Origin of the sequence: Mesorhizobium sp. M7A.F.Ca.US.011.01.1.1 (assembly GCF_003998295.1) — a bacterium.
In the GTDB taxonomy this organism is placed as follows: domain Bacteria; phylum Pseudomonadota; class Alphaproteobacteria; order Rhizobiales; family Rhizobiaceae; genus Mesorhizobium.
Genome location: NZ_RZRT01000004.1, coordinates 62,974 through 83,065, shown reverse-complemented (window position 1 = coordinate 83,065; position 20,092 = coordinate 62,974). Strand labels below are relative to the sequence as shown.

Sequence of the window (20,092 nt, the reverse complement as noted above, 5' to 3'; positions counted from 1 at the left end):
AGTTCCGCGTTGGCTCACCGCTGGCCGCGATCGAGTTCGGTGGAAGCGGTGCTGAGTGGATCGGACACGGCAAAGGCAGCGTCGAGTTGTGCGGGTGAACGCCGTTCGGTCCGCTTCCAGGCGACATATTGGACAATGCCGAAGCCCGGCCGTCGCGGCACCGTCTTCACGACTGGCATGCGGAAGCCGTCGCGGAAACGGGACCAGCGTGTGCCCAACGCTGCAACCATGTCCTCGAAAGTCGGCGGCGCGGCCACAGACGCATAGGTGATGGTGACATTGCCGGCGAGGCCGGCCTCGCGTGAGACCGGAAGCGGTATCGAGGCGAGATAGTCCGGCGGCACGTCGATAAGCCCACCGAACGGCCATTGCGCGCGCAGCGTGGCGGCGTCCGTCGGCGCGACGTTGACGTCGATGTCGTTGGGCGTGCCGGCAACCCTGTAGGGGCAGCGGAATCGGCCGCAATTGGCTTGCGCGGAAAACTGCCACAGCGCGTAGCCTTGCCAGTTGCCCATCGGAAAATGCACGTCGATGTCGTTGGTGTAGCGCGCATACCAGAGCGGCAACCGCGACAGGAGCCGGTATCGGTAGCTGTTGTCGGCAATGTACTGGGCGGTCTTGCCGTTGGTGTAGAGCACCGGGAAACGGCCGATGCGCCGATGCACCTGGCGTACGAACTCCTCGGCATCGTCGAGCGACATCCATTGCGAGGGATCATTGCCCTCGATGTCGAGAGCCATGAGGTCGTCCGGTGCGGGCTCGGCGAAATCGAGGAAATTATTGGCCTGCTCGACCGGATTGCCGGGGCGGGCAAGGTGATAGGCGCCCCATTTCAGGCCAAGTGCCTTGGCCACCACCCGGCGCGTCTGGAACAGTTCGCGCGTCACCGCATGACGTTTCCACAGCGCCTTGCAAAGCTTCACCTCAATGTCGTTGCCCAGGCAGAAATAGGGCGGCGGCATGCCGTCGGAGGCCTTGTTGATGAAGCCGACGACCCGCTTGTCGGTGGCGAGCTGGGCCCAGTCGATGGAATTGTATTCGTAGGCATCGACGACCAGAGCGCGGTCGGCGTTCTTCCACGGCTCGGAAAAATCCGAGGCCGTTGCCGCCGTCGAAAGCGCCATCGTCGCCGCAAGAGCGAGGAGCGCCAGCGCATGCCGGCCAAAAGTGTGCAGCGGTTTTGGGGCAACGACATGCGCAGGAAACAGAGGCTTGAAGGGCGTCGGTACGACACTCTTCAAGCGGCGAAATAGGCGCGCCGTCCTTTTCAAAACAGGGAATCCCCGTTGATCAAAGACAAATCCTGAACGGCTATGGTTAAGGAAGTGCTTTCGGGGGCTGGCCTCAGAAAAGCTGGCGACGCATCAGCTGCTAGAATTCAAACGGGTCCGGCGCCGGCTCTTGCCGCAGCGTGCCTTCGGCGGCGCGTTTGCGGTGGTGGGCGAGCGAACATTGCGGCGAGCACAATATGCCGCGATCCGACCAGTAGGCGGCACCGTGGTCCAGTCTGCCCCCATGGTAGCAGAACCCCTCCGCTCGATAGGGCAGGCCGCATTCGATGCAGCGGTAAGCGTCGGGTCTGGCAAGCATGGGCGGTTCCGGTTGCTGGTTCTGATTCCATCGCCGGTCGACTTGATCCGGCATGGGTTGAACTTAATACGCGCCGCCGCGATTGCAAAATCCGCGTGACAAAATTTGACGTTTACGTAAAGAGAAGGTGGGAGACCGCTGATACGGCGGGTGGTTTTGCAGCGGCACCGGCTCTAGGGTTGGGCGGGCCGATGCATCAGAAGGAGTGAGCGGCATGTATAGGGCACCGGTCGAGGATATCGCCTTCACGCTCAAGCACGTGGCCGGCATGAAATCGGCGCTCGATGCCGGCACCTTCGGCGATCTCGGCGAGGATCTGGTCGATGCCGTTCTGGGTGAGGCCGGCCGTTTCGCCACCGAAGAGGTCGCACCGCTCTACACGATCGGCGATCGGCAGGGTGCGGTGCTGAAGGGCGCCGCCGTCACCACGCCGCCCGGCTGGAAGGAACTCTATCGCCGCTGGATCGAGGGCGGCTGGAACGCACTCTCCGGGCCTGAAGCCTATGGCGGGCAGGCGCTGCCGACCATGCTCGGCGTCGCCGCGCTCGAAATGTGGAACTCCGCCGCCATGGCCTTCGGCATCGGCCCGACGCTGACCATGGGCGCGGTCGAGGCGCTCGACAAACACGCTTCCGAAGACCTCAAGGCGAAATATCTCGAAAAGCTCGTCTCCGGCGAGTGGATGGGCACCATGAACCTGACCGAGCCGCAAGCCGGCTCGGATCTCGCCGCCTTGCGCGCCCGCGCCGAGCCGGTCGGCGACGGCAGCTACCGCATCTTCGGCCAAAAAATCTTCATCACCTATGGCGAGCACGATTTCACCGACAACATCATCCATCTGGTGCTGGCGCGGCTGCCCGACGCGCCGGCCGGCACGCGCGGCATATCGTTGTTCCTGGTGCCGAAATTCCTGGTCGGCGACGATGGCGCGCTCGGCGCCCGCAACGACGTCTTCTGTTCGGGACTTGAGCATAAACTCGGAATCCATGCCTCGCCGACCTGCACCATGATCTATGGCGACGGCTTCGAAGGTGCCGAACCCGGCGCCGTCGGCTGGCTGATCGGCGAGGAGAACAAGGGGCTAGCCTGCATGTTCACCATGATGAACAATGCGCGGCTTTGTGTCGGCATGCAGGGGGTAGCGGTCGCGGAAGCCGCAACGCAGAAGGCGATCGCCTATGCCAATGAGCGCCGGCAGGGCAAGGCCGCGAGCTACACTGGCACGGGTATGGCGCCTATCGTCCATCACCCCGATGTCCAGCGTAACCTGCTGACCATGAAGGCGCTGACCCAAACCGCACGCGCCATCAGCTATTCCTGTGCCCACGCCATCGACATGGCCCGTGTTTCCGCCGGTGACGAGGCGGCACACTGGCGCGACCGCGCCAATCTGCTGACGCCGCTGGCAAAGGCGTTCTCGACCGATATCGGCGTCGAGGTTGCCTCGCTCGGCCTCCAGGTTCATGGCGGCATGGGCTTCATCGAGGAGACGGGAGCGGCCGCCTTCTATCGCGATGCCCGTATCGCGCCGATCTACGAGGGCACCAACGGTATCCAGGCGATCGATCTGGTGATGCGCAAGCTGCCGCTCGGCGGTGGCGGCCATGTGCATGGTTACATCGCCGAACTGGCTGATGTGGCCGGAGCGGTGCGGACCTCGAACATGCCGGGTTTCGGCCGCACCGCCGACGCTCTCGACGCGGCACTTGGCGATCTCAGCGAAGCGACCCGCTTCCTGCAAAAACTGACGGCCGATGGCCGGTCGGAAGAGGCGCTGGCAGGCGCCACGCCCTATCTCAGGCTGATCTCGCTTGCCGCCGGCGGCGCCTATCTGGCGCGCGGTGCTCTTGCCGATCACAACCGCATAGCGCTTTGCCGTTTCTTTGCCGAAAACCTGCTCGGCGAGGTCAGCGCCTTGAGGGCGCGCGTCATCGATGGCGCCGAAAGCCTCGCCGCTGCCGGCAAGACGCTCGTCTCCGCCTGACGTGTCACAAGGAAAACACCGTGACAGACCATATCCTCGTCGAGCGCCAGGGCGCCATCCAGATTATCCGCATGAACCGGCCGGACAAGAAGAACGCGCTTACGCGCGCCATGTATTCGAAAATGTCAAAAACCCTGGCCGAAGGCGACGCCGACCCGGCGATCCGCGTCCACGTCTTTCTCGGCGTGCCCGGCGCTTTCTCCTCAGGCAACGACCTTGCCGACTTCATGGTCGTCGCCACCGGCGGCGACGGCGGCACCGAAGTCTGGGATTTCCTGATGGCCCTGGCCAAGGTCGAAAAACCCATGGTCTCCGGCGTCGACGGCATCGCGGTCGGCATCGGCACCACGCTCAATTTGCATTGCGACCTGACCTTCGCCACGCCACGCACCGTGTTCAGGACGCCTTTCGTCGACCTTGGCCTGGTGCCTGAGGCGGGATCGAGCCTGCTGGCACCGCGCATCCTCGGGCAGCAGGGTGCCTTCGCGCTGCTCGGCCTCGGCGAAGGCCTTTCGGCTGAACGGGCGAAGGCCGCCGGCCTGATCTACGAGGTGGTCGAGGAAGCAGCGCTGGAGGCCTCGGTACTGGCGGCGGCCGGGCAGATCGCGGCCAAGCCGCCGCAGGCGCTGAAGATCGCGCGCGACCTGATGCGCGGCTCGCGCGATGATCTCCTCGCCCGCATCGGCGAGGAAAGCGAGCATTTTCGCGAGCGCCTGAAATCGGATGAGGCCCGCGCCGCGCTCACCGCGTTCATGACGAGAAAGAAGGCCTGAGCCTCAGGGATAAAGCCGTGTCTTGTCCCAGCCGTCCTTCGCACTGCGCGTAAAAACGAGCCGGTCGTGCAGGCGGAACGGCCTGTCGTGCCAGAACTCGATGGTGCTGGGCACGATTCGGAAGCCGGACCAGTGCTTTGGCCGGGGGATCTCGCCGATCGGATAGCGTGCCGTGTATTCTGCCACCGCCGTTTCCAGCGCAAAGCGGCTTTCCAGCGGTCGCGACTGTTTCGAGGCCCAGGCGCCGATGCGGCTGCCGCGTGGCCGCGTCGCGTAATAGGCGTCGGCTTCGGCGTCGCTGACGATCTCCACCGGTCCGCGAATGCGCACCTGGCGGCGCAGCGACTTCCAATGGAAACACATCGCCGCCTTCATGCTGCCAAGAATCTCCTGGCCCTTGGCGCTCTCGAAATTCGTGTAGAAGACAAACCCGCCTTCATCGAACCCCTTGAGCAACACCATACGCACATCCGGCATGCCGTCGGCATCGACGGTCGCCAGAGCCACGCCGTTGGGGTCGTTCGGCTCGCTTTTCGTTGCGTCGTCCAGCCATGCGGCAAAGAGGCGAAACGGCTCGGCAGCCTCGGTAAAGTCACCGCTTGTTAACTCAGTGTCACTCATAGTTTTTCTCAAATTGTCACGAAGCCAAGATTCTTACAAAACCAAGATTCTTAACGAAGCAAGGGGGAGGCTGCCGATTGTCGCGTATCGCGCAAGCTTTTGACAGCAGGCAATGGAGCGTTATCGCTTCGGCCAGCGCGAAAGCCGCGATCGTGGCGGTCGCCTTGCCGCTTGCCGCTTGTGGCGCCGGCGGCTTCAGCCTGGAAAAAGCCGAAGTCGACCGTTCGATTCTGACCAGCAGCACGTCGGCCTCGGCCGCGCCGGCCAATTTGGATCGCGACTCCGACCAGACGACGATCGGCAATGCAGTCTCCTCGGCCGACATTGAGCAGCTCGGCGGGCAGGCCGTCCCATGGGCCAATGCCGATACCGGCTCGCGCGGTTCCATCACCGATCTGGCGGAATTGAAGGACAACGGCCAGACCTGCCGCCGCTTCAAGGCCTCGCGCGAAAGCTTTGACGGCGTTGCCATGTTCGAAGGCGAACTGTGCCTGGCCAGCGCCGGCGGCTGGCGCATGCAGGACTTCAAGGCACTCTGAGCCTGATCCGCAAGTCGATCGGACCGGCTCTGATTTCCGCGTCTGATATGCGGCTCCAGCACTGGAATTTCTTCCTATGCGAGCGCATATAGGGGGCAGCTAGAGACTCAACTCTTCTCCAGGGCAGTAAGCATGCGCGACCCCTATGAGGTGCTGGGCGTTGCCAAGAACGCATCGGCCAAGGATATAAAATCGGCGTACCGGAAACTCGCCAAGAAGCATCATCCGGATCAGAACCCGAATGATCCCAAGGCGAAGGACCGTTTTGCCGCGGCCAACCAGGCCTATGAGATCGTCGGCGACGAAAAGAATCGCGCTGCTTTCGATCGCGGCGAGATCGACGCCGACGGCAAGCCGCGATTCCAGGGCTTTGAAGGCGCTGCCGGTGGCGGCGATCCCTTTGGCGGCTTTCGCCGGCAGCAAGGTCCGGGCGGTTCGCGGTTCGAATTCCGCTCCGGCCGACCGGGTGGCGATCCGTTCGACGGCAACAGCGACATCTTCAGCCAGATTTTTGGCGACACCTTTTCGGGTGCGCGCGGTCCCGGCATGGGCGATCGTCGCCAGCAGGCGACAGCAGCCGATCTGAACGTCACGCTCGACATCACCATCGAGGAAGCGGCGACCGCCGAAAAGGTGACGGCGATGTTCCCCGACGGCCGCAAGGTGGCGGTCAAGCTGCCGGCCTATGTCGAGGATGGCCAGACCATCCGCCTTAAAGGCCAAGGCGAGCAGGGGCCGGGCCAGCCAGGCGACGCGCTGGTCAAGATCCATCTGCGCCGCCATCCACGCTACCGCATCGAGGGCCGCGACCTGCACGCCGATCTGCCGGTGGCACTGGCGGATGCGGTGCTCGGCGCCAAGGTGCCGGTCGAGACGCCGACCGGCAGGCTTGCGGTCAACATTCCGGCCTGGTCGAGTTCCGACAAGGTCCTGCGGCTGAAGGGCAGGGGCCTGCCGGAAAAGGCCGGCGGCCATGGCGACCTCTACGCCCATGTGCGGATCATGCTGCCGGAAGGAGGCGACAGCGCGCTCGAAGCGCTGTTGCGCAGCCAAAAAGGCTGATCGGCGGCTTTTGTCCCCTGAACTGTCCGTTTTGAGCGCTTGAAGGGGCTCTGTGCCTGTGCGATAGGGCAACCCACAAAGCTGAAATCTTGCGGAGAGCGCTCACATGGCGGGTGGACAGGGCCTAATGGCCGGCAAGCGCGGCCTCATTCTTGGCGTCGCCAACAATAGGTCGATCGCCTATGGCATCGCCAAGTCGTGCGTCGACCATGGCGCCGAGATCGCGCTGACCTATCAGGGCGAGGCGTTCAGGAAGCGCGTCGAGCCGCTGGCGGCGGAACTGGGCGCCTTTGTCGCCGGCCATTGCGACGTCACAGATCCGGCGAGCCTGGACGAGGTTTTCGCCAATGTCGCCAAACATTGGGGCAAGCTTGATTTCCTCGTCCACGCCATTGCCTTCTCCGACAAGGACGAGCTGACCGGCCGCTATGTCGAGACGACGCGCGACAATTTCCTGCGCACCATGGACATTTCGGTCTATTCCTTCACCACCATTGCCAAGCGCGCCGAGGCGCTGATGACCAATGGCGGCTCGTTGCTGACGCTGACCTACTACGGCGCCGAAAAGGTCATGCCGCACTACAACGTCATGGGTGTCGCCAAGGCGGCGCTCGAGGCCAGCGTGCGCTATTTGGCGGTCGACCTCGGCGCCAAGAAGATCCGCGTCAACGCCATTTCGGCCGGCCCGATCAAGACGCTTGCGGCCTCCGGCATCGGCGATTTCCGCTACATCCTGAAGTGGAACGAGTACAATTCGCCGCTGAAGCAGACGGTGACGCAGGAGGAAGTCGGCGATTCCGGCGTCTATTTCCTGTCCGACCTGTCGCGCGGCGTCACCGGTGAAGTGCATCACGTCGATTCGGGCTACCACGTCGTCGGCATGAAGGCGGTCGACGCGCCTGATATTTCGACGGTCAAGGACTAACACCCGGCCAACCGTCGTCCGTCCCGATCCCGCACCGGAAGACCTGATGTACCCGCTGGTTTATATCGCGCGCCACGGCCAGACCGCGTGGAACGCCGAAATGCGGCTTCAGGGGCAGGCCGACACCGATCTCAACGCTCTTGGCCGCGAGCAGGCGACCGGAAACGGGCTTCGGCTAGCCGCGTTGGTCCCAAATCCCTGGGAATTCGATTTCCTCGCCAGCCCGATGAAGCGGACGCGCGAAACGATGCAGCGTATTCGCGCTGCGATGAAGCTCGATCCGGGTGCCTATCGAACCGACCCGCGCCTCGTTGAAGTCAATTTCGGCGATTGGCAGGGATTTACCTTTCCCGAGCTCGAGACACGGTATCCCGGAGCGAGCATGACGCGGGCTCTGGACAAGTGGAACTTTCAGCCGCCCGGCGAAGGCGCCGAGAGCTATCAGATGCTGCTCGAACGGGTGAGGCCATGCTTCGACGCGATCGAAAGCCAGACGATATGCGTAACCCATGGCGGCGTCATGCGCACCTTGTTTCGCTTCGTTCTGGGGCTGGCCGAGGATGAGGCCGCGAACCTGGAAATACCGCAGGATCGCCTGCTCAAGCTCGAAGGCAAGAGTCTGGAGTGGCTTTAGGCCAGTTCGCACGCGGCTCGGCGAAAGCTGAACCGCAAACACTGCATTCAATTGAGGTTGGAAGCTCTAGTTGGCAGAGCTGTCCGGCAGTTCCATGTCGGTGACGATGTTTTCACCATTGGTTACATCGTAGGCGATGACGATGTCCATGCCCGGCTTCAGCGCGTCGAGATCGGTCTCGGCGTTCAGCTTGTAGGACTTGCCGTCATCCAGCGTCAGCGTCGCCGTGTCCTTGTCGATCTTCTTGATCAGGCCTTCGGTCTGGCCGGCGAAAGCGGCGGTGGAAAGCAGCAGCGTGGCGGCAATGGCGCCAATCAGGGTACGCATAATCGTTCCTCTTATCATTGCACCGGCACGGTGGCGGCGGATACTCAACGGCGGATGGAAGAAAGCAGAAACCAGCCGAATGTGTCAAAACTTAAACGGCTGGGATGACAGTTTGACCACTGCGAAAAACGCCAATAGAAGGCAGGCTTCAGCCGGCTCCGCTGCCGGGCAGGGCACTTTCCATGTCTCACAACACGTTCGGCCACCTTTTTCGCGTCACCACCTGGGGTGAAAGCCATGGCGCCGCCCTCGGCTGCGTGGTCGACGGCTGTCCGCCTGGCATCCGCTTTAAGCGCGACGACATCCAGGTCGAGCTCGACAAGCGCCGGCCGGGCCAATCACGTTTCGTGACGCAGCGTCGCGAACCAGATGAAGTGAAGATCCTGTCAGGCTTCATCCTCGACGAGGACGGCGAGACGATGATCACCACCGGCACGCCGGTGTCGATGCTGATCGAGAATGTCGACCAGCGCTCGAAGGACTATGGCGAGATCGCCCGCCAATACCGGCCCGGCCATGCCGACTACACCTATGACGTGAAATATGGGGTGCGCGATTATCGTGGCGGCGGCCGCTCCTCGGCCCGCGAGACGGCTGCCAGGGTGGCGGCCGGTGCCTTGGCGCGCAAGGTGGTTCCGGGCGTGGTGGTGCGCGGCGCGCTGGTGTCGATGGGCGAGAAATCGATCGACCGCGCCAACTGGAACTGGAACTTCATCGGCGACGCGGAAAATCCGTTCTTCACCCCCGATCCGGCTTCCGTTCCCGTCTTCACCAGCTATCTCGACGGCATCCGCAAGGCGGGCTCCTCGGTCGGCGCGGTGATCGAAATCGTCGCCGACGGCGTTCCAGCCGGCCTTGGCGCGCCGATCTATGCCAAGCTCGACCAGGACATCGCCTCCGGCCTGATGTCGATCAACGCCGTCAAGGGCGTCGAGATCGGCAATGGTTTCGAGGCCGCCCGTATCACCGGCGAGCAGAATGCCGACGAGATGCGCATCGGCAATGACGGCAAGCCGGTGTTCCTGTCCAACAATGCCGGCGGCATCCTCGGCGGTATCTCGACCGGCCAGGCGATCGTCGCCCGTTTCGCCGTCAAGCCGACCTCGTCGATCCTGACGCCGCGAAAGTCGATCGACAAGGACGGCAAGGACGTCGAGATCATGACCAAGGGCCGCCACGATCCATGCGTCGGCATCCGCGCCGTGCCGATCGGCGAAGCAATGGTTGCCTGTGCTATCGCCGATCATTATCTGCGGCATCGGGGACAGACGGGAAGGGAATAGGGGAATAGGGGAATATGTTGCGCTCTTAGCCCGGCCGGCCAAATCTTTTTGCTTTTCCCTACTCCCGTACTGCCCTACTCCCTTATTCCCCTGCGAGCGAAGCGAGTACCCATGCCTTACGACCAGAAGAAAATCGTCGAAGCCCTGCGTGCTTTCGAACGCGGCGAGATCGTCGTCGTCATGGATGATGACGGGCGCGAGAACGAGGGCGACCTGATCGTCGCCGCCGTCCACTGCACGCCCGAAAAAATGGCGTTCATCGTTCGCCACACGTCCGGCATCGTCTGCACGCCGATGCCGCGCGAAGAAGCCAAGCGGCTTAACCTTGCGCCGATGGTCGCCGACAACGATTCCGCCCATACAACGGCTTTCACCGTCAGCGTCGATTTCAAGCATGGCACCACCACGGGCATCTCGGCCGAAGATCGCACTTTGACCGTTCGCAATCTTGCCAACGGCAATGTCGGCGGCTCGGATTTCGTCCGGCCCGGCCACATCTTCCCTTTGATTGCGCGCGAAGGCGGCGTGCTGATGCGCTCCGGCCATACCGAAGCCGCGGTCGATCTGTGCAAGCTCGCCGGCCTGCCGCCGGTCGGCGTCATTTCCGAGCTGGTCAATGATGACGGCACCGTCAAGCGCGGCCCGCAGGTGCAGGCTTTCGCCGAGGAGCATGGGCTGAAGCAGGTTTCGGTCGCCGACCTCATCGCCTACCGGCAGCGCAAGGAAACGCTGGTCGAACGCGTCGCGTGCTCGGAAATCGACACGCTCGGCGGCAAGGCGCAGGTCTTCACCTACACGCTGCCCTGGGACTCCATGCATCACGTCGCCATCGTCTTCGGCGACATCCGCGACGGCGAGGAGGTCCCGGTGCGTCTGCATTCCGAGGATGTGGTGACCGATGTGTTCGGCACCAGCCACCGGCTCGACGCCATCATGAAGGCAATGGGCGAGCGCAGGCGCGGCGTCATCGTCTATCTCAGAGAAGGCTCCGTCGGCGTTGCGCATCAGGAACGCAAACGGCCGGCAAGCGGCGACCGCGAGGATCACGAAGAGGCTCGCCGCCGCGAAAACGAGTGGCGCGAGATCGGGCTCGGCGCGCAGATCCTCAAGGATCTCGGCATCTCCTCGATCAACCTGATCGCCTCGCGCGAACGCCACTATGTCGGCCTCGAAGGTTTTGGCATCCACATCGCAAAGACCGAGATACTCTAGGCAGCTAGCGCCCGGCTCGAAACCGGGCGCTATCTGATTATTCCGCGGCAATCGCGGCCGCTTCACATCCGTCCATCTCGCACTCAGTCGTGGCAAGGCTGCGCTGGCCAAGCAGCACCGTGGCCAGGGCGATGGTGCCTGAAGCAACCGACACCCAGAACCCGTTCTGTGCACCGAACGCATCCACCACCGCGCCGGCGGCAAAAGAGCCCAGCGCCATGCCGATGCCGATGCCGGTCATGACCCAGGTGATGCCTTCGGTCAGCATCGCTTCCGGCACATGCCGCTCGATCAGGCCGAAGGCCGTGATGAAGGTCGGCGAGATCGCCACACCGCTGATGAACACGGTCAGCGCCAGCAGCGGCACGGTGTCGGCGGCGAGCGGCAACAGCGTGCCGAGCGCGACGAGGGCGACTGCGATGGCGAGCTGGCGTCGCAGCGGCGCCTTCAGGCTGAGCGCGCCGACGATGATGCCAAGCACGAACGATCCCAGCGCATAAACGCCGATGACAAGGCTGGCGGCGCCCGGCTGGCCAAGCTCCTTGGTGATCGCCACGGTGGTCACTTCCGTCGTCGCGAAGGTTGCGCCGACGAAGATCAGGGCAAGCGTGATGATCTGAACCGGCCGCAGGCGGATCGCCGAGCCGCTTGAGCCATGGTCCACCGGCCGCACTTGCGGCTCCGTCGAGCGTTGCAGGATGAAGGCCGCTGATCCGAATGCGAGAAATAATGTGCTCACCAGAACACCGGCTTCCGGGAACAGAGCAGCACTGAGGCCGACCGACAGCGATGCCCCGGCGATATAGACCAGTTCATCGGCCACGGACTCGAAGGCGAATGCGGTGTTCATCTGCGGCCGTCCTCGGAAAATCTCTGTCCAGCGCGCCCGCACCATCGCAGGTATGCTTGGCATGGCGGCGGCCAGGAGTGCCGACACGAACAGCGTCCACACCGGCCAGTCCTGGTTGGCCGCCGCTATGAGGACGGCGAAAGCCAGCACCGCGATGATGGTGGTGGGCACGACGATTCGTGTCTGGCCCAGGCGGTCCACCAGTCTCGATATTTGCGGCGCGACGAAGGCGTTGGCCAGCGCGTATGTCGCCGAGACGGCTCCAGCCAGCCAATATTCGCCGCGCGCCTGCGACAGCATCGCCACGATGCCGATGGGAGCCATGGCGATCGGCAGGCGCGCTAGGAAGCCGGCGGCCGCAAAGCCCTTGGCGCCGGGGGCACGAAAGATTTCCGCATAGGGATTTTGCATCGGTTGGTTCCTCGACAAAGGACAATTGGACAATTACATACGGAGCGTATGATTATTAGATAGAGCATACGCCGCGTATGTCAATTGGCATACGAAGCGTATGTGAATAGGTCCAGGACACATGCACAAACCCCGCAAGGAGATGATCGCCGAGACGCGCGCCAAGCTGATCGCGGCGGCCCGCCACGCCTTTGGCACAACAGGCTATGCGGAAGCCTCGATGGATGATTTCACCGCTTCGGCCGGGCTGACGCGCGGCGCGCTCTATCATCATTTCGGCGACAAGAAGGGGCTGTTGCAGGCGGTCATAGCCCAGATTGACGGCGAGATGGCGGCGCGCATCAATGAGGTTGCGTCGAGAGCGCCGACCCGTTGGCAACATTTCGTCGACGAGTGCTCCACCTATATCGAGATGGCGCTGGAGCCGGAAATCCAGCGCATCATGTTCCGCGATGGCCCGGCCGTGCTGGGGGATCCAGCGCAATGGCCGAATGCCAGTGCGTGCATCGCTTCAATGACCGACCATCTGACCGCGCTGCAGGAGGAGGGGGTCGTTGTCTCCAGCCTCGACCCCGAAACGGCCTCGCGACTGATCAACGGAGCGAGCAGCCAGGCGGCGCAACGGATCGCCAATTCGACCGACCCCGAAGCGACGTCGAAGAAGGTGGTGACGGCGTTCAAGCAACTGCTCGAAGGCCTGCTCAAGAAGCCGGACCCGCAGTCGAATTGAAGTTCCCACCGGGCGTGGTGCCAGGCAGGGCTCCGAACTTAGCTTAACAAAAGGCCTGGCGGCAGCCAGTTCGGCGGTGTTGGCAGCTTTTGTGCCGGTAGCTTCTCGCGATAGGAATTTTTTTTTGACTGGGTGACCTCAGCTATGGTACATATTTGCCTATGGTGCTGATTTGCGCCAGTGACCCGCCGCACAGGCGGGTTTTTCGTCTAATGCTCCGTCAGCCAACGCGCCGGCGGGCTCCGAAGGAAACCGTTAACCCGAGTTCGTTGCACTGTGGCGCCAGGGCCGGCAATTGACAATCGCCGGGTTGAGTTCATCCTCTGCCATCATCTCTGAGGCGGAGATTCGGGGCATGTGGGATTTCGATATAGGCAGGTCGGTGTCCATCATGATGCGGACCTGGCCGTTCATCGTCTTTCGCATGATCGTCTATTTCGGCATCACGTTGGCCTACATCATGGCGACCGGCACCGGTGCCTCGGTCGGCTATGGTGTCGGGCATATCTCCACCGATCCCGACGGGCCCATGTCCTTTGCCCTGTGGGGCGGCGTGGTCGGGTTCGGCATCGTCTCGATCGCGGTCTACTGGATCCGCGAATACATCCTCTATATCGTCAAGGCCGGCCACATCGCCGTCATGGTTCATCTGATCGACGGCCGCGACATTCCCGGCGGTCAGGACCAGATCGCCTACGCCAGGGATGTCGTCACCCAGCGTTTTGCCGAAGCCAACATCCTTTTCGTCGTCGACCAACTCGTCAAGGGTGCCATCCGTGCCATCACCGGCCTGCTCGGCGGTATCGCCGCCTTCCTGCCGATACCAGGCCTGAGCGGCCTGGTCTCCTTCATCAACACGGTGATCCGTCTGTCGCTGACCTATGTCGACGAGATCATCCTCGGCTACAACATCCGCATCAATTCAGCCTCGCCCTTCGAGACGGCGCGCCAAGGCGTCGTGCTCTATGCCCAGAACGGCAAGGTCATGGTCAAGAACGCCGTCTGGCCGGCGGTCATCATGTGGGGCATGTCGTTCATCATCTTTCTGATCATGCTGGCGCCTGCCGGTGCGATTCTGTTCCTGATGCCTGGCCAACTCGCCGGCTGGGCTTTTGTGCTCGCCATCGTCTTCGCCTGGGCATTCAAGGCGGCGTTCATCGAGCCTTTCGCCATCGCCTGCCTGATGCAGGTCTATTTCAAGACCATCGCGGGCCAGGTGCCCGATCCGGCTTGGGACGCCCGGCTGGCCGAGGCATCGTCGAAGTTCAGGGAGCTCAAGGACAAGGCGCTCGCCTCCTTCGGCGGTTCGCGCTGGGATACGGCCGGCGCCACACCCTGATCGGCTGGGCGGGTGGTGTCTGGTGCGGCAGAAACGGTGTTGAGGCGCGCCACGGTGGATTTGAGCTGTGTCTCGCCTTGCCCGGAAAAGGTCTCGCTCATGATCAGCTCCGGCAGCGGCAGCCGCCGTCCCCAGCCATGCGTTTCAAGGTCCGGTTTGGGAGCGAACTCGGAAACACGGCCGACGCAGAGATAGGCGATCGGCGTTACGTGGTCCGGAATGGCCAACAGCCGCTTCAGCGCCTCAGCCTCGATGATGCTGACCCAGCCGACACCAACACCCTCGGCACGCGCGGCCAGCCAGAAATTCTGCACCGCGCAGACCGTGCTGTAGAGATCCATCTCCGGATTGTGCCAGCGTCCCAGCGGCGAACCCTTCGAGCGCTGCCGGTCGCAGGTGATGCAGATGTTGAGCGCGCTCTCGCAGATGCCTTCCAGCTTTAGCTTGCGATAGAGCGCCTGTTTTTCCGCCTCGATCGCCGGCAGTTCCTGCTCGCGCGCGGCCAGGAACAGGTCGCGCACCTCCGCCCGTCGTTTGACGTCGCGAATGACAATGAAATTCCATGGCTGCATGAAGCCGACCGATGGCGCGTGATGGGCGGCAAGCAGCAGCCGTGCCAGCACGTCGTCATCGATCGCGGTGGGCAGGAAATGGCTGCGCACGTCGCGCCGCGTGAACATGGCGCGATAGACCGCATCGCGCGCATCCTGGTCAAATCCATCGTCAATGGCAGCGGTCATGTGTTCCGGCATCGCTTGTCCCCTTGCGATTGCAGATTCAAAACTGACAGAGCGTACTTTGTGCGTCCAAGTAGACGCACGTCGCTCAATGCCATCCGCCTGACCACGCGGATGACAATGCCTGCCAGGCCGGTCTTCTGGCTCGGGATCAACCCGCGTCCGGTGCCTTCCCGTCATCGACAGTGGCATTTACCGGCGCGGTCCCCCTCACAGCGTTGGGCACGCCACGGAATTCAACCGTGTTCCCGATTCTCCCGCTTGCGGCGGGCACCAGGCAGTACCAGGGACCTTACGCCGAAGCGCCCGCGGGGCCAATGCCTGCGGCGACGCGAATGGACGCAGTCGCGATTTTCCCCAGTCATCGGCCGCCCGTGCATGGCCTTTGTCGATCCGGGTCACTAGATTAGGACGATGACCACCCGTCTCTACACCCATCCGATCTTCCTCGAGCATCTCACGCCGCCCGGACATCCCGAGCGGCCCGACCGCTTACGCGCCATCGAGCGCGTGCTCGACGACGAAGCCTTTGCCGGGCTCGATCGTATCCAGGCGCCCGAAGGCGACGAGGCCACCATCCTCTACGCGCATCCCGCCGATTTCGTCGCCCGCGTGCGCGCCGCCATCCCCGACGAGGGGATTGCCCGCATCGATGCCGACACCACTGCCAGCCCGAAGAGCTGGCAAGCGGCGATCACCGCGATCGGCGCCGCCAACGCCGCCGTCGATGATGTCTTTTCGGGTCGCGCCGACAACGTCTTCGTGGCCGCCCGGCCGCCCGGCCATCATGCCGAAAAGACCACGGCGATGGGCTTTTGCCTGTTCAACACGGCGGCGATCGCGGCGCGTTATGCGCAGAAGAAACACGGTGTCGAGCGCGTTGCCGTCGTCGACTGGGACGTGCATCACGGCAATGGCACGCAGGATATTTTCTGGGACGATCCGTCGGTGCTCTATTGCTCGACCCACCAGATGCCGCTTTATCCCGGCACCGGAGCGAAGACCGAAACGGGCGCCGGCAACATCGTCAACGCACCGCTGGCGCCGCAGACCGGCAGCGAAGTGTTTCGCGATGCCTTCCTGTCGCGCGTCCTGCCCGCGCTCGACAATTTCGCGCCCGACCTGATTATCATTTCGGCGGGGTTCGACGCGCACCACCGCGATCCGCTGGCCGAGATCAATCTGACCGAGGATGATTTCGATTGGGCGACCGGGCAGCTGATGCAGCGCGCGGCACGCCACAGCGGCAACCGGCTCGTCAGCCTGCTCGAGGGCGGCTACGATCTGCAGGGATTGGCATTTTCGGTCGCCGCCCATGTCGGGCGACTGATGAAAGGATGAATGATGGCCGATGAGACCAACGAAGACGTCAAGGCGATGAGCTTCGAGCAGGCACTCGATGCGCTGGAGAAGATCGTCGATGATCTGGAGCGTGGCGACGTGCCGCTCGACCAGTCGATCAGGATCTATGAGCGTGGTGAGGCGCTGAAGGCGCATTGCGACCGGCTGCTGAAGGCCGCCGAGGACAAGGTCGAGAAGATCAGGCTGTCGCGAGACGGCAAGCCGGTCGGAACGGAGCCACTCGACGCGGATTGAGGCCCGGTCCGAACGATGGCCTCGCATCACCGGTTTTTGGACATGATCATGATCGAGGATATAACTCGTTCCGCTTGAAACAGCTCAAGGACAAGAGGAGATACGGAAGCGATGTGCAGAAACATCAAGACCCTGTTCAATTTTGATCCGCCGGCAACCAATGACGAGGTGCGCGACGCGGCTCTTCAGTTCGTCCGCAAGCTGAGCGGAACCACGCGACCCTCGAAGCAGAACCAGCACGCCTTCGACCATGCCGTCGAAGCCATCGCGGCCTCGGCGCGCGAACTGCTCGATTCCCTGGAAACCCATCACCATCCGCGTAATCGCGAAGAGGTGGCGGCCAAGCTGCGGGCAAAGGCAGCCATCCGCTTTGCCTGATGCGGCCAGGCGGCCTTCGACCACCGACAAGGAGAGTCCATGAGCTTCTTCCCCGGGAAAGACCCTGAGGCAGGCGATGCCTTCGCCAGCGATCAGATCGAATTGATGGTCATCCCGAACGCCAAGGACATCGGTGGTTTTCAGGTGCGCCGCGCCCTGCCGACGGCAAAAAGGCGGCTGGTCGGGCCTTTCATCTTCTTCGACCGCATGGGCCCGGCGATCCTGCGCGCCGGCCAGGCGCTCGACGTCCGTCCGCATCCGCATATCGGCCTGTCGACGGTCACCTATCTGTTCGACGGCAAGATCCGGCATCGCGATTCACTCGGCACCGAAATGGTCATTCAGCCCGGCGACGTGAATTTGATGACCGCCGGCCGCGGCATCGTCCATTCGGAGCGTACGCCGGAGGAACTGCGTGGCGCGCCGATGTCGGTATCCGGCCTGCAGACATGGCTGGCGCTGCCGGACGACAAGGAAGAGGTGGCACCGGTTTTCGAGAATACCGCAGCGCTTCGGCTTCCCGAGATCGAAGCCGAAGGCGTCAACGGGCGCCTCATCATCGGCGATTTCCAGGGGTTGCGGTCTCCGGTCAGGGCCGACTCGGAGACGCTCTACGCCGACCTGCGCCTGGCGCCCGGCGCCAGCGTGAAAATCCCTGCCGATGCGGAAGAGCGCGCCATTTACACGCTGGAGGGCGAGGTCTCGATTTCGGGTGATGTGTTCCCAGCCGAACGGCTGCTGGTGTTCCGTCCCGGTGACGAGATCGTCGTGTCGTCGCAGACCGGGGCGCATTTCATGCTGTTCGGCGGCGCCTCTCTTGGTTCGAAGCGTTACATCTGGTGGAATTTCGTCTCGTCGTCAAAGGAGCGCATCGAACAGGCGAAAGAGGAATGGAAGACGGGCCGCTTCGACATCGTTCCCGGAGACGAGGAAGAGTTTATTCCGCTGCCGGAAAGCTGATGCCTGTCCACCCAAAAGTGGCAGAACGAAATGCATAGACAAAAGACTAGGGCCTGATCCGCGTCACTGACACGCATTTACTTTCGCCGGCCGGCGGCCTATTCGCCCATCAACCGAAAGCCCGAGCACCGTGAACGCAACGCCGCATACGCCGCTTCTCGACAAGGTCCGCATCCCGGCCGACCTGCGCACGCTTGCCGAGAGTGAACTGCCGCAATTGGCGTCCGAGCTTCGCGCCGAGCTGGTCGACGCCGTGTCCCGCACCGGTGGTCATCTTGGCGCCGGGCTTGGCGTGGTCGAGCTGACAGTGGCGCTGCACTATGTCTTCAACACCCCCGATGACAGGCTGATCTGGGATGTCGGCCACCAGGCCTATCCGCACAAGATCCTGACCGGCCGCCGCGACCGTATCCGCACGCTGCGCCAGGAAGGCGGCCTGTCCGGCTTCACCCGCCGCGCCGAAAGCGAGTACGATCCCTTCGGTGCCGCCCACTCCTCGACGTCGATATCGGCCGGCCTCGGCATGGCCGCCGCCCGCGATCTCTCCGGCGGCCGCAACAACGTCATTGCCGTCATCGGCGACGGCGCCATGTCTGCCGGCATGGCCTACGAGGCGATGAACAATGCCGGCGCGCTCGATGCACGGCTGATCGTCATTCTCAACGACAACGACATGTCGATCGCGCCGCCGACCGGCGCGATGAGCGCTTATCTGGCGCGGCTGGCCTCCGGCAAGGCCTATATCGGCCTGCGCGATTTCGGCAAGAAACTGACGTCCTATCTCGGCAAGCGCGCGGATCGTGCGATCACAAGGGCGGTCGAGCATGCACGCGGCTATGTCACCGGCGGCACGCTGTTCGAGGAACTCGGCTTCTATCACATCGGCCCGATAGACGGCCACAATCTGGAGCATCTGATCCCGGTCCTGAAAAACGTCCGCGACAATGGCGAAGGCCCGGTGCTCATCCATGTCGTCACCCAGAAGGGCAAGGGCTATGCGCCGGCCGAAGCCGCTGCCGACAAATATCACGGCGTCAACAAGTTCGACGTCATCACCGGCGCGCAGGCCAAGGCGCCGGCCAACCCACCGGCCTACACCAAGGTGTTCGCCGAAAGCCTGGTCCAGGAGGGCCGCGAGGACGACCGTATCGTCGCCGTCACCGCAGCCATGCCGAGCGGTACCGGCCTCGACCTGTTCGGCGAAGCGTTCCCGTCGCGCACCTTCGATGTCGGCATCGCCGAACAGCACGCGGTGACCTTCGCGGCGGGCCTTGCCACCGAAGGCTACAAGCCGTTCGCGGCCATCTATTCCACCTTCCTGCAGCGCGCCTACGACCAGGTCGTCCACGACGTCGCCGTCCAGAAATTGCCCGTGCGCTTTCCCATCGACCGCGCCGGCTTCGTCGGCGCCGATGGCGCCACCCATTGCGGCGCCTTCGACACCACCTTCCTGGCGACACTGCCGGGTTTCGTGGTGATGGCGGCCGCGGACGAGGCGGAGCTGCGCCACATGGTACGCACCGCGGCGAGCTATGATGAGGGCCCGATCGCCTTCCGCTATCCGCGTGGCAACGGCGTCGGCGTCGACATGCCGGAGCGCGGCTCGGTTCTCGAAATCGGCAAGGGCCGCATCGTCAAGGAGGGCACCAAGGTTGCATTGCTGTCCTTCGGCACGCGGCTGCAGGATTGCCTGATCGCCGCCGAGGAGCTAGGTGCTGCCGGGCTGTCCACGACGGTCGCCGACGCTCGTTTCGCCAAGCCGCTCGACGAGGATCTGATCCGGCGGCTGGCCCGCTCGCATGAGGTTCTGGTAACGGTGGAGGAGGGCGCAGTCGGCGGCTTCGCCAGCCACGTGCTGCAGTTCCTTGCCCATGAGGGCCTGCTGGAAAGCGGCCTGAAGGTGCGTCCGCTGGTGCTGCCCGATGCGTTCACCGACCACGCCAAGCCGGAAAAGATGTATGCCGATGCCGGGCTCGATGCCGCCGGCATCGTGCGCACCGTGTTCGTGGCACTCGGGCACACAGTCCACGCCCAGCGCGCCTGAATCAAAGTCTCAATGACTTGAATCGGTTTGCCGTCCAACGATCTTAACGCGTTGTTTACGCTGACGTTTGGCGCTTTGCTTACCGTGTCTGTTGGCC

General features: G+C 63.3%; 20 protein-coding genes, 1 pseudogene and 1 riboswitch. Of the genes and pseudogenes, 15 read left to right on the top strand and 6 right to left on the bottom strand.

Annotation, left to right across the window (positions count from 1 at the left end):
• Nucleotides 1-14: 14 nt before the first annotated feature.
• Nucleotides 15-1,124, bottom strand: coding sequence for a glycoside hydrolase family 25 protein (locus tag EOA13_RS07225; protein WP_164780017.1), 1,110 nt, complete (start codon nt 1,122-1,124; stop codon nt 15-17).
• Between the two features lie 247 nt (nt 1,125-1,371).
• Nucleotides 1,372-1,590: a hypothetical protein gene (locus EOA13_RS07220; protein ID WP_013532811.1), complete on the bottom strand. Its 219-nt coding sequence runs from the start codon at nt 1,588-1,590 to the stop codon at nt 1,372-1,374.
• Nucleotides 1,591-1,804: 214 nt separating this feature from the next.
• Here EOA13_RS07220 and EOA13_RS07215 point away from each other — a divergent pair, with 214 nt between their 5' ends.
• Together EOA13_RS07215 and EOA13_RS07210 are read left to right on the top strand one after the other, a co-directional pair.
• On the top strand, nt 1,805-3,574 hold the full coding sequence (locus EOA13_RS07215) for an acyl-CoA dehydrogenase (protein WP_127290900.1): 1,770 nt from the start codon (nt 1,805-1,807) through the stop codon (nt 3,572-3,574).
• Between the two features lie 20 nt (nt 3,575-3,594).
• Entirely contained in the window at nt 3,595-4,347 is a 753-nt protein-coding gene (locus EOA13_RS07210) for a crotonase/enoyl-CoA hydratase family protein (protein ID WP_127290898.1), read from the top strand.
• Nucleotides 4,348-4,350: 3 nt separating this feature from the next.
• On the opposite strand, the gene pdxH is transcribed toward EOA13_RS07210, so the two are convergent.
• Entirely contained in the window at nt 4,351-4,968 is a 618-nt protein-coding gene (pdxH, locus tag EOA13_RS07205; RefSeq protein WP_127290896.1) for a pyridoxamine 5'-phosphate oxidase, read from the bottom strand.
• A gap of 77 nt (nt 4,969-5,045) precedes the next feature.
• Between pdxH and EOA13_RS07200 the strand changes: the two genes are divergently transcribed.
• The 4 genes from EOA13_RS07200 to EOA13_RS07185 all read left to right on the top strand — a co-directional run bounded on the left by EOA13_RS07200 (nt 5,046) and on the right by EOA13_RS07185 (nt 8,128).
• Entirely contained in the window at nt 5,046-5,507 is a 462-nt protein-coding gene (locus EOA13_RS07200; RefSeq protein ID WP_023808636.1) for an RT0821/Lpp0805 family surface protein, read from the top strand.
• 132 nt (nt 5,508-5,639) lie between these two features.
• Nucleotides 5,640-6,569: a J domain-containing protein gene (locus EOA13_RS07195; protein WP_127290894.1), complete on the top strand. Its 930-nt coding sequence runs from the start codon at nt 5,640-5,642 to the stop codon at nt 6,567-6,569.
• Between the two features lie 106 nt (nt 6,570-6,675).
• Nucleotides 6,676-7,494: an enoyl-ACP reductase FabI gene (fabI, locus tag EOA13_RS07190; protein WP_127290892.1), complete on the top strand. Its 819-nt coding sequence runs from the start codon at nt 6,676-6,678 to the stop codon at nt 7,492-7,494.
• A 46-nt stretch (nt 7,495-7,540) separates the two neighbouring features.
• Nucleotides 7,541-8,128: a histidine phosphatase family protein gene (locus EOA13_RS07185; RefSeq protein ID WP_127290890.1), complete on the top strand. Its 588-nt coding sequence runs from the start codon at nt 7,541-7,543 to the stop codon at nt 8,126-8,128.
• A 66-nt stretch (nt 8,129-8,194) separates the two neighbouring features.
• Here the strand turns inward: EOA13_RS07185 and EOA13_RS07180 are convergent, their stop codons facing one another.
• Nucleotides 8,195-8,455, bottom strand: coding sequence for a DUF1344 domain-containing protein (locus tag EOA13_RS07180; RefSeq protein WP_027035965.1), 261 nt, complete (start codon nt 8,453-8,455; stop codon nt 8,195-8,197).
• 182 nt (nt 8,456-8,637) lie between these two features.
• On the opposite strand from EOA13_RS07180, the gene aroC reads away from it, so the two are divergent.
• Together aroC and ribB are read left to right on the top strand one after the other, a co-directional pair.
• On the top strand, nt 8,638-9,738 hold the full coding sequence (gene aroC / locus EOA13_RS07175) for a chorismate synthase (RefSeq protein ID WP_127290888.1): 1,101 nt from the start codon (nt 8,638-8,640) through the stop codon (nt 9,736-9,738).
• A 111-nt stretch (nt 9,739-9,849) separates the two neighbouring features.
• On the top strand, nt 9,850-10,950 hold the full coding sequence (gene ribB / locus EOA13_RS07170; RefSeq protein WP_127268178.1) for a 3,4-dihydroxy-2-butanone-4-phosphate synthase: 1,101 nt from the start codon (nt 9,850-9,852) through the stop codon (nt 10,948-10,950).
• A gap of 37 nt (nt 10,951-10,987) precedes the next feature.
• Here the strand turns inward: ribB and EOA13_RS07165 are convergent, their stop codons facing one another.
• Nucleotides 10,988-12,211 carry an MFS transporter gene (locus EOA13_RS07165; protein ID WP_127290886.1) on the bottom strand — a complete coding sequence of 408 codons (1,224 nt, stop codon included), beginning with the start codon at nt 12,209-12,211 and terminating at the stop codon, nt 10,988-10,990.
• A gap of 121 nt (nt 12,212-12,332) precedes the next feature.
• Here EOA13_RS07165 and EOA13_RS07160 point away from each other — a divergent pair, with 121 nt between their 5' ends.
• Nucleotides 12,333-12,941 (top strand): TetR/AcrR family transcriptional regulator, encoded by a 609-nt coding sequence (locus EOA13_RS07160; protein ID WP_127290884.1) that lies wholly within the window; start codon nt 12,333-12,335, stop codon nt 12,939-12,941.
• 355 nt (nt 12,942-13,296) lie between these two features.
• Complete coding sequence (locus tag EOA13_RS07155) at nt 13,297-14,280, top strand: hypothetical protein (RefSeq protein ID WP_245490323.1); 984 nt, start codon at nt 13,297-13,299, stop codon at nt 14,278-14,280.
• Nucleotides 14,281-14,402: 122 nt separating this feature from the next.
• On the opposite strand, the pseudogene bluB reads toward EOA13_RS07155, so the two are convergent.
• A pseudogene (bluB, locus tag EOA13_RS38590) lies at nt 14,403-15,020 on the bottom strand (5,6-dimethylbenzimidazole synthase); the annotation flags it as partial.
• A gap of 109 nt (nt 15,021-15,129) precedes the next feature.
• Nucleotides 15,130-15,310, bottom strand: a riboswitch (cobalamin riboswitch).
• A 121-nt stretch (nt 15,311-15,431) separates the two neighbouring features.
• Between bluB and EOA13_RS07145 the strand changes: the two are divergent.
• From EOA13_RS07145 to dxs, 5 genes are all read left to right on the top strand, one after another.
• Nucleotides 15,432-16,358, top strand: coding sequence for a histone deacetylase family protein (locus EOA13_RS07145; protein ID WP_127290880.1), 927 nt, complete (start codon nt 15,432-15,434; stop codon nt 16,356-16,358).
• Nucleotides 16,359-16,361: 3 nt separating this feature from the next.
• Complete coding sequence (locus EOA13_RS07140; RefSeq protein ID WP_023808624.1) at nt 16,362-16,613, top strand: exodeoxyribonuclease VII small subunit; 252 nt, start codon at nt 16,362-16,364, stop codon at nt 16,611-16,613.
• 111 nt (nt 16,614-16,724) lie between these two features.
• Nucleotides 16,725-16,991: a DUF2277 domain-containing protein gene (locus tag EOA13_RS07135; RefSeq protein WP_127290878.1), complete on the top strand. Its 267-nt coding sequence runs from the start codon at nt 16,725-16,727 to the stop codon at nt 16,989-16,991.
• 39 nt (nt 16,992-17,030) lie between these two features.
• On the top strand, nt 17,031-17,951 hold the full coding sequence (locus EOA13_RS07130) for a pirin family protein (RefSeq protein ID WP_127290876.1): 921 nt from the start codon (nt 17,031-17,033) through the stop codon (nt 17,949-17,951).
• A 130-nt stretch (nt 17,952-18,081) separates the two neighbouring features.
• Nucleotides 18,082-19,995 carry a 1-deoxy-D-xylulose-5-phosphate synthase gene (gene dxs, locus EOA13_RS07125; protein WP_127290874.1) on the top strand — a complete coding sequence of 638 codons (1,914 nt, stop codon included), beginning with the start codon at nt 18,082-18,084 and terminating at the stop codon, nt 19,993-19,995.
• Nucleotides 19,996-20,092 lie beyond the last annotated feature (97 nt).

Excerpts from the sequence above, each read along its gene's own strand:
- fabI (WP_127290892.1), top strand. The coding sequence starts at position 6,676 with ATGGCGGGTGGACAGGGCCTAATGGCCGGCAAGCGCGGCCTCATTCTT.
- EOA13_RS07165 (WP_127290886.1), bottom strand. The coding sequence starts at position 12,211 with ATGCAAAATCCCTATGCGGAAATCTTTCGTGCCCCCGGCGCCAAGGGC.
- EOA13_RS07180 (WP_027035965.1), bottom strand. The coding sequence starts at position 8,455 with ATGCGTACCCTGATTGGCGCCATTGCCGCCACGCTGCTGCTTTCCACC.
- aroC (WP_127290888.1), top strand. The coding sequence starts at position 8,638 with ATGTCTCACAACACGTTCGGCCACCTTTTTCGCGTCACCACCTGGGGT.
- EOA13_RS07160 (WP_127290884.1), top strand. The coding sequence starts at position 12,333 with ATGCACAAACCCCGCAAGGAGATGATCGCCGAGACGCGCGCCAAGCTG.
- EOA13_RS07145 (WP_127290880.1), top strand. The coding sequence starts at position 15,432 with ATGACCACCCGTCTCTACACCCATCCGATCTTCCTCGAGCATCTCACG.
- ribB (WP_127268178.1), top strand. The coding sequence starts at position 9,850 with ATGCCTTACGACCAGAAGAAAATCGTCGAAGCCCTGCGTGCTTTCGAA.
- EOA13_RS07185 (WP_127290890.1), top strand. The coding sequence starts at position 7,541 with ATGTACCCGCTGGTTTATATCGCGCGCCACGGCCAGACCGCGTGGAAC.
- EOA13_RS07225 (WP_164780017.1), bottom strand. The coding sequence starts at position 1,124 with ATGGCGCTTTCGACGGCGGCAACGGCCTCGGATTTTTCCGAGCCGTGG.
- EOA13_RS07130 (WP_127290876.1), top strand. The coding sequence starts at position 17,031 with ATGAGCTTCTTCCCCGGGAAAGACCCTGAGGCAGGCGATGCCTTCGCC.
- EOA13_RS07135 (WP_127290878.1), top strand. The coding sequence starts at position 16,725 with ATGTGCAGAAACATCAAGACCCTGTTCAATTTTGATCCGCCGGCAACC.
- EOA13_RS07220 (WP_013532811.1), bottom strand. The coding sequence starts at position 1,590 with ATGCTTGCCAGACCCGACGCTTACCGCTGCATCGAATGCGGCCTGCCC.
- EOA13_RS07155 (WP_245490323.1), top strand. The coding sequence starts at position 13,297 with ATGTGGGATTTCGATATAGGCAGGTCGGTGTCCATCATGATGCGGACC.
- EOA13_RS07195 (WP_127290894.1), top strand. The coding sequence starts at position 5,640 with ATGCGCGACCCCTATGAGGTGCTGGGCGTTGCCAAGAACGCATCGGCC.
- EOA13_RS07215 (WP_127290900.1), top strand. The coding sequence starts at position 1,805 with ATGTATAGGGCACCGGTCGAGGATATCGCCTTCACGCTCAAGCACGTG.
- EOA13_RS07140 (WP_023808624.1), top strand. The coding sequence starts at position 16,362 with ATGGCCGATGAGACCAACGAAGACGTCAAGGCGATGAGCTTCGAGCAG.
- pdxH (WP_127290896.1), bottom strand. The coding sequence starts at position 4,968 with ATGAGTGACACTGAGTTAACAAGCGGTGACTTTACCGAGGCTGCCGAG.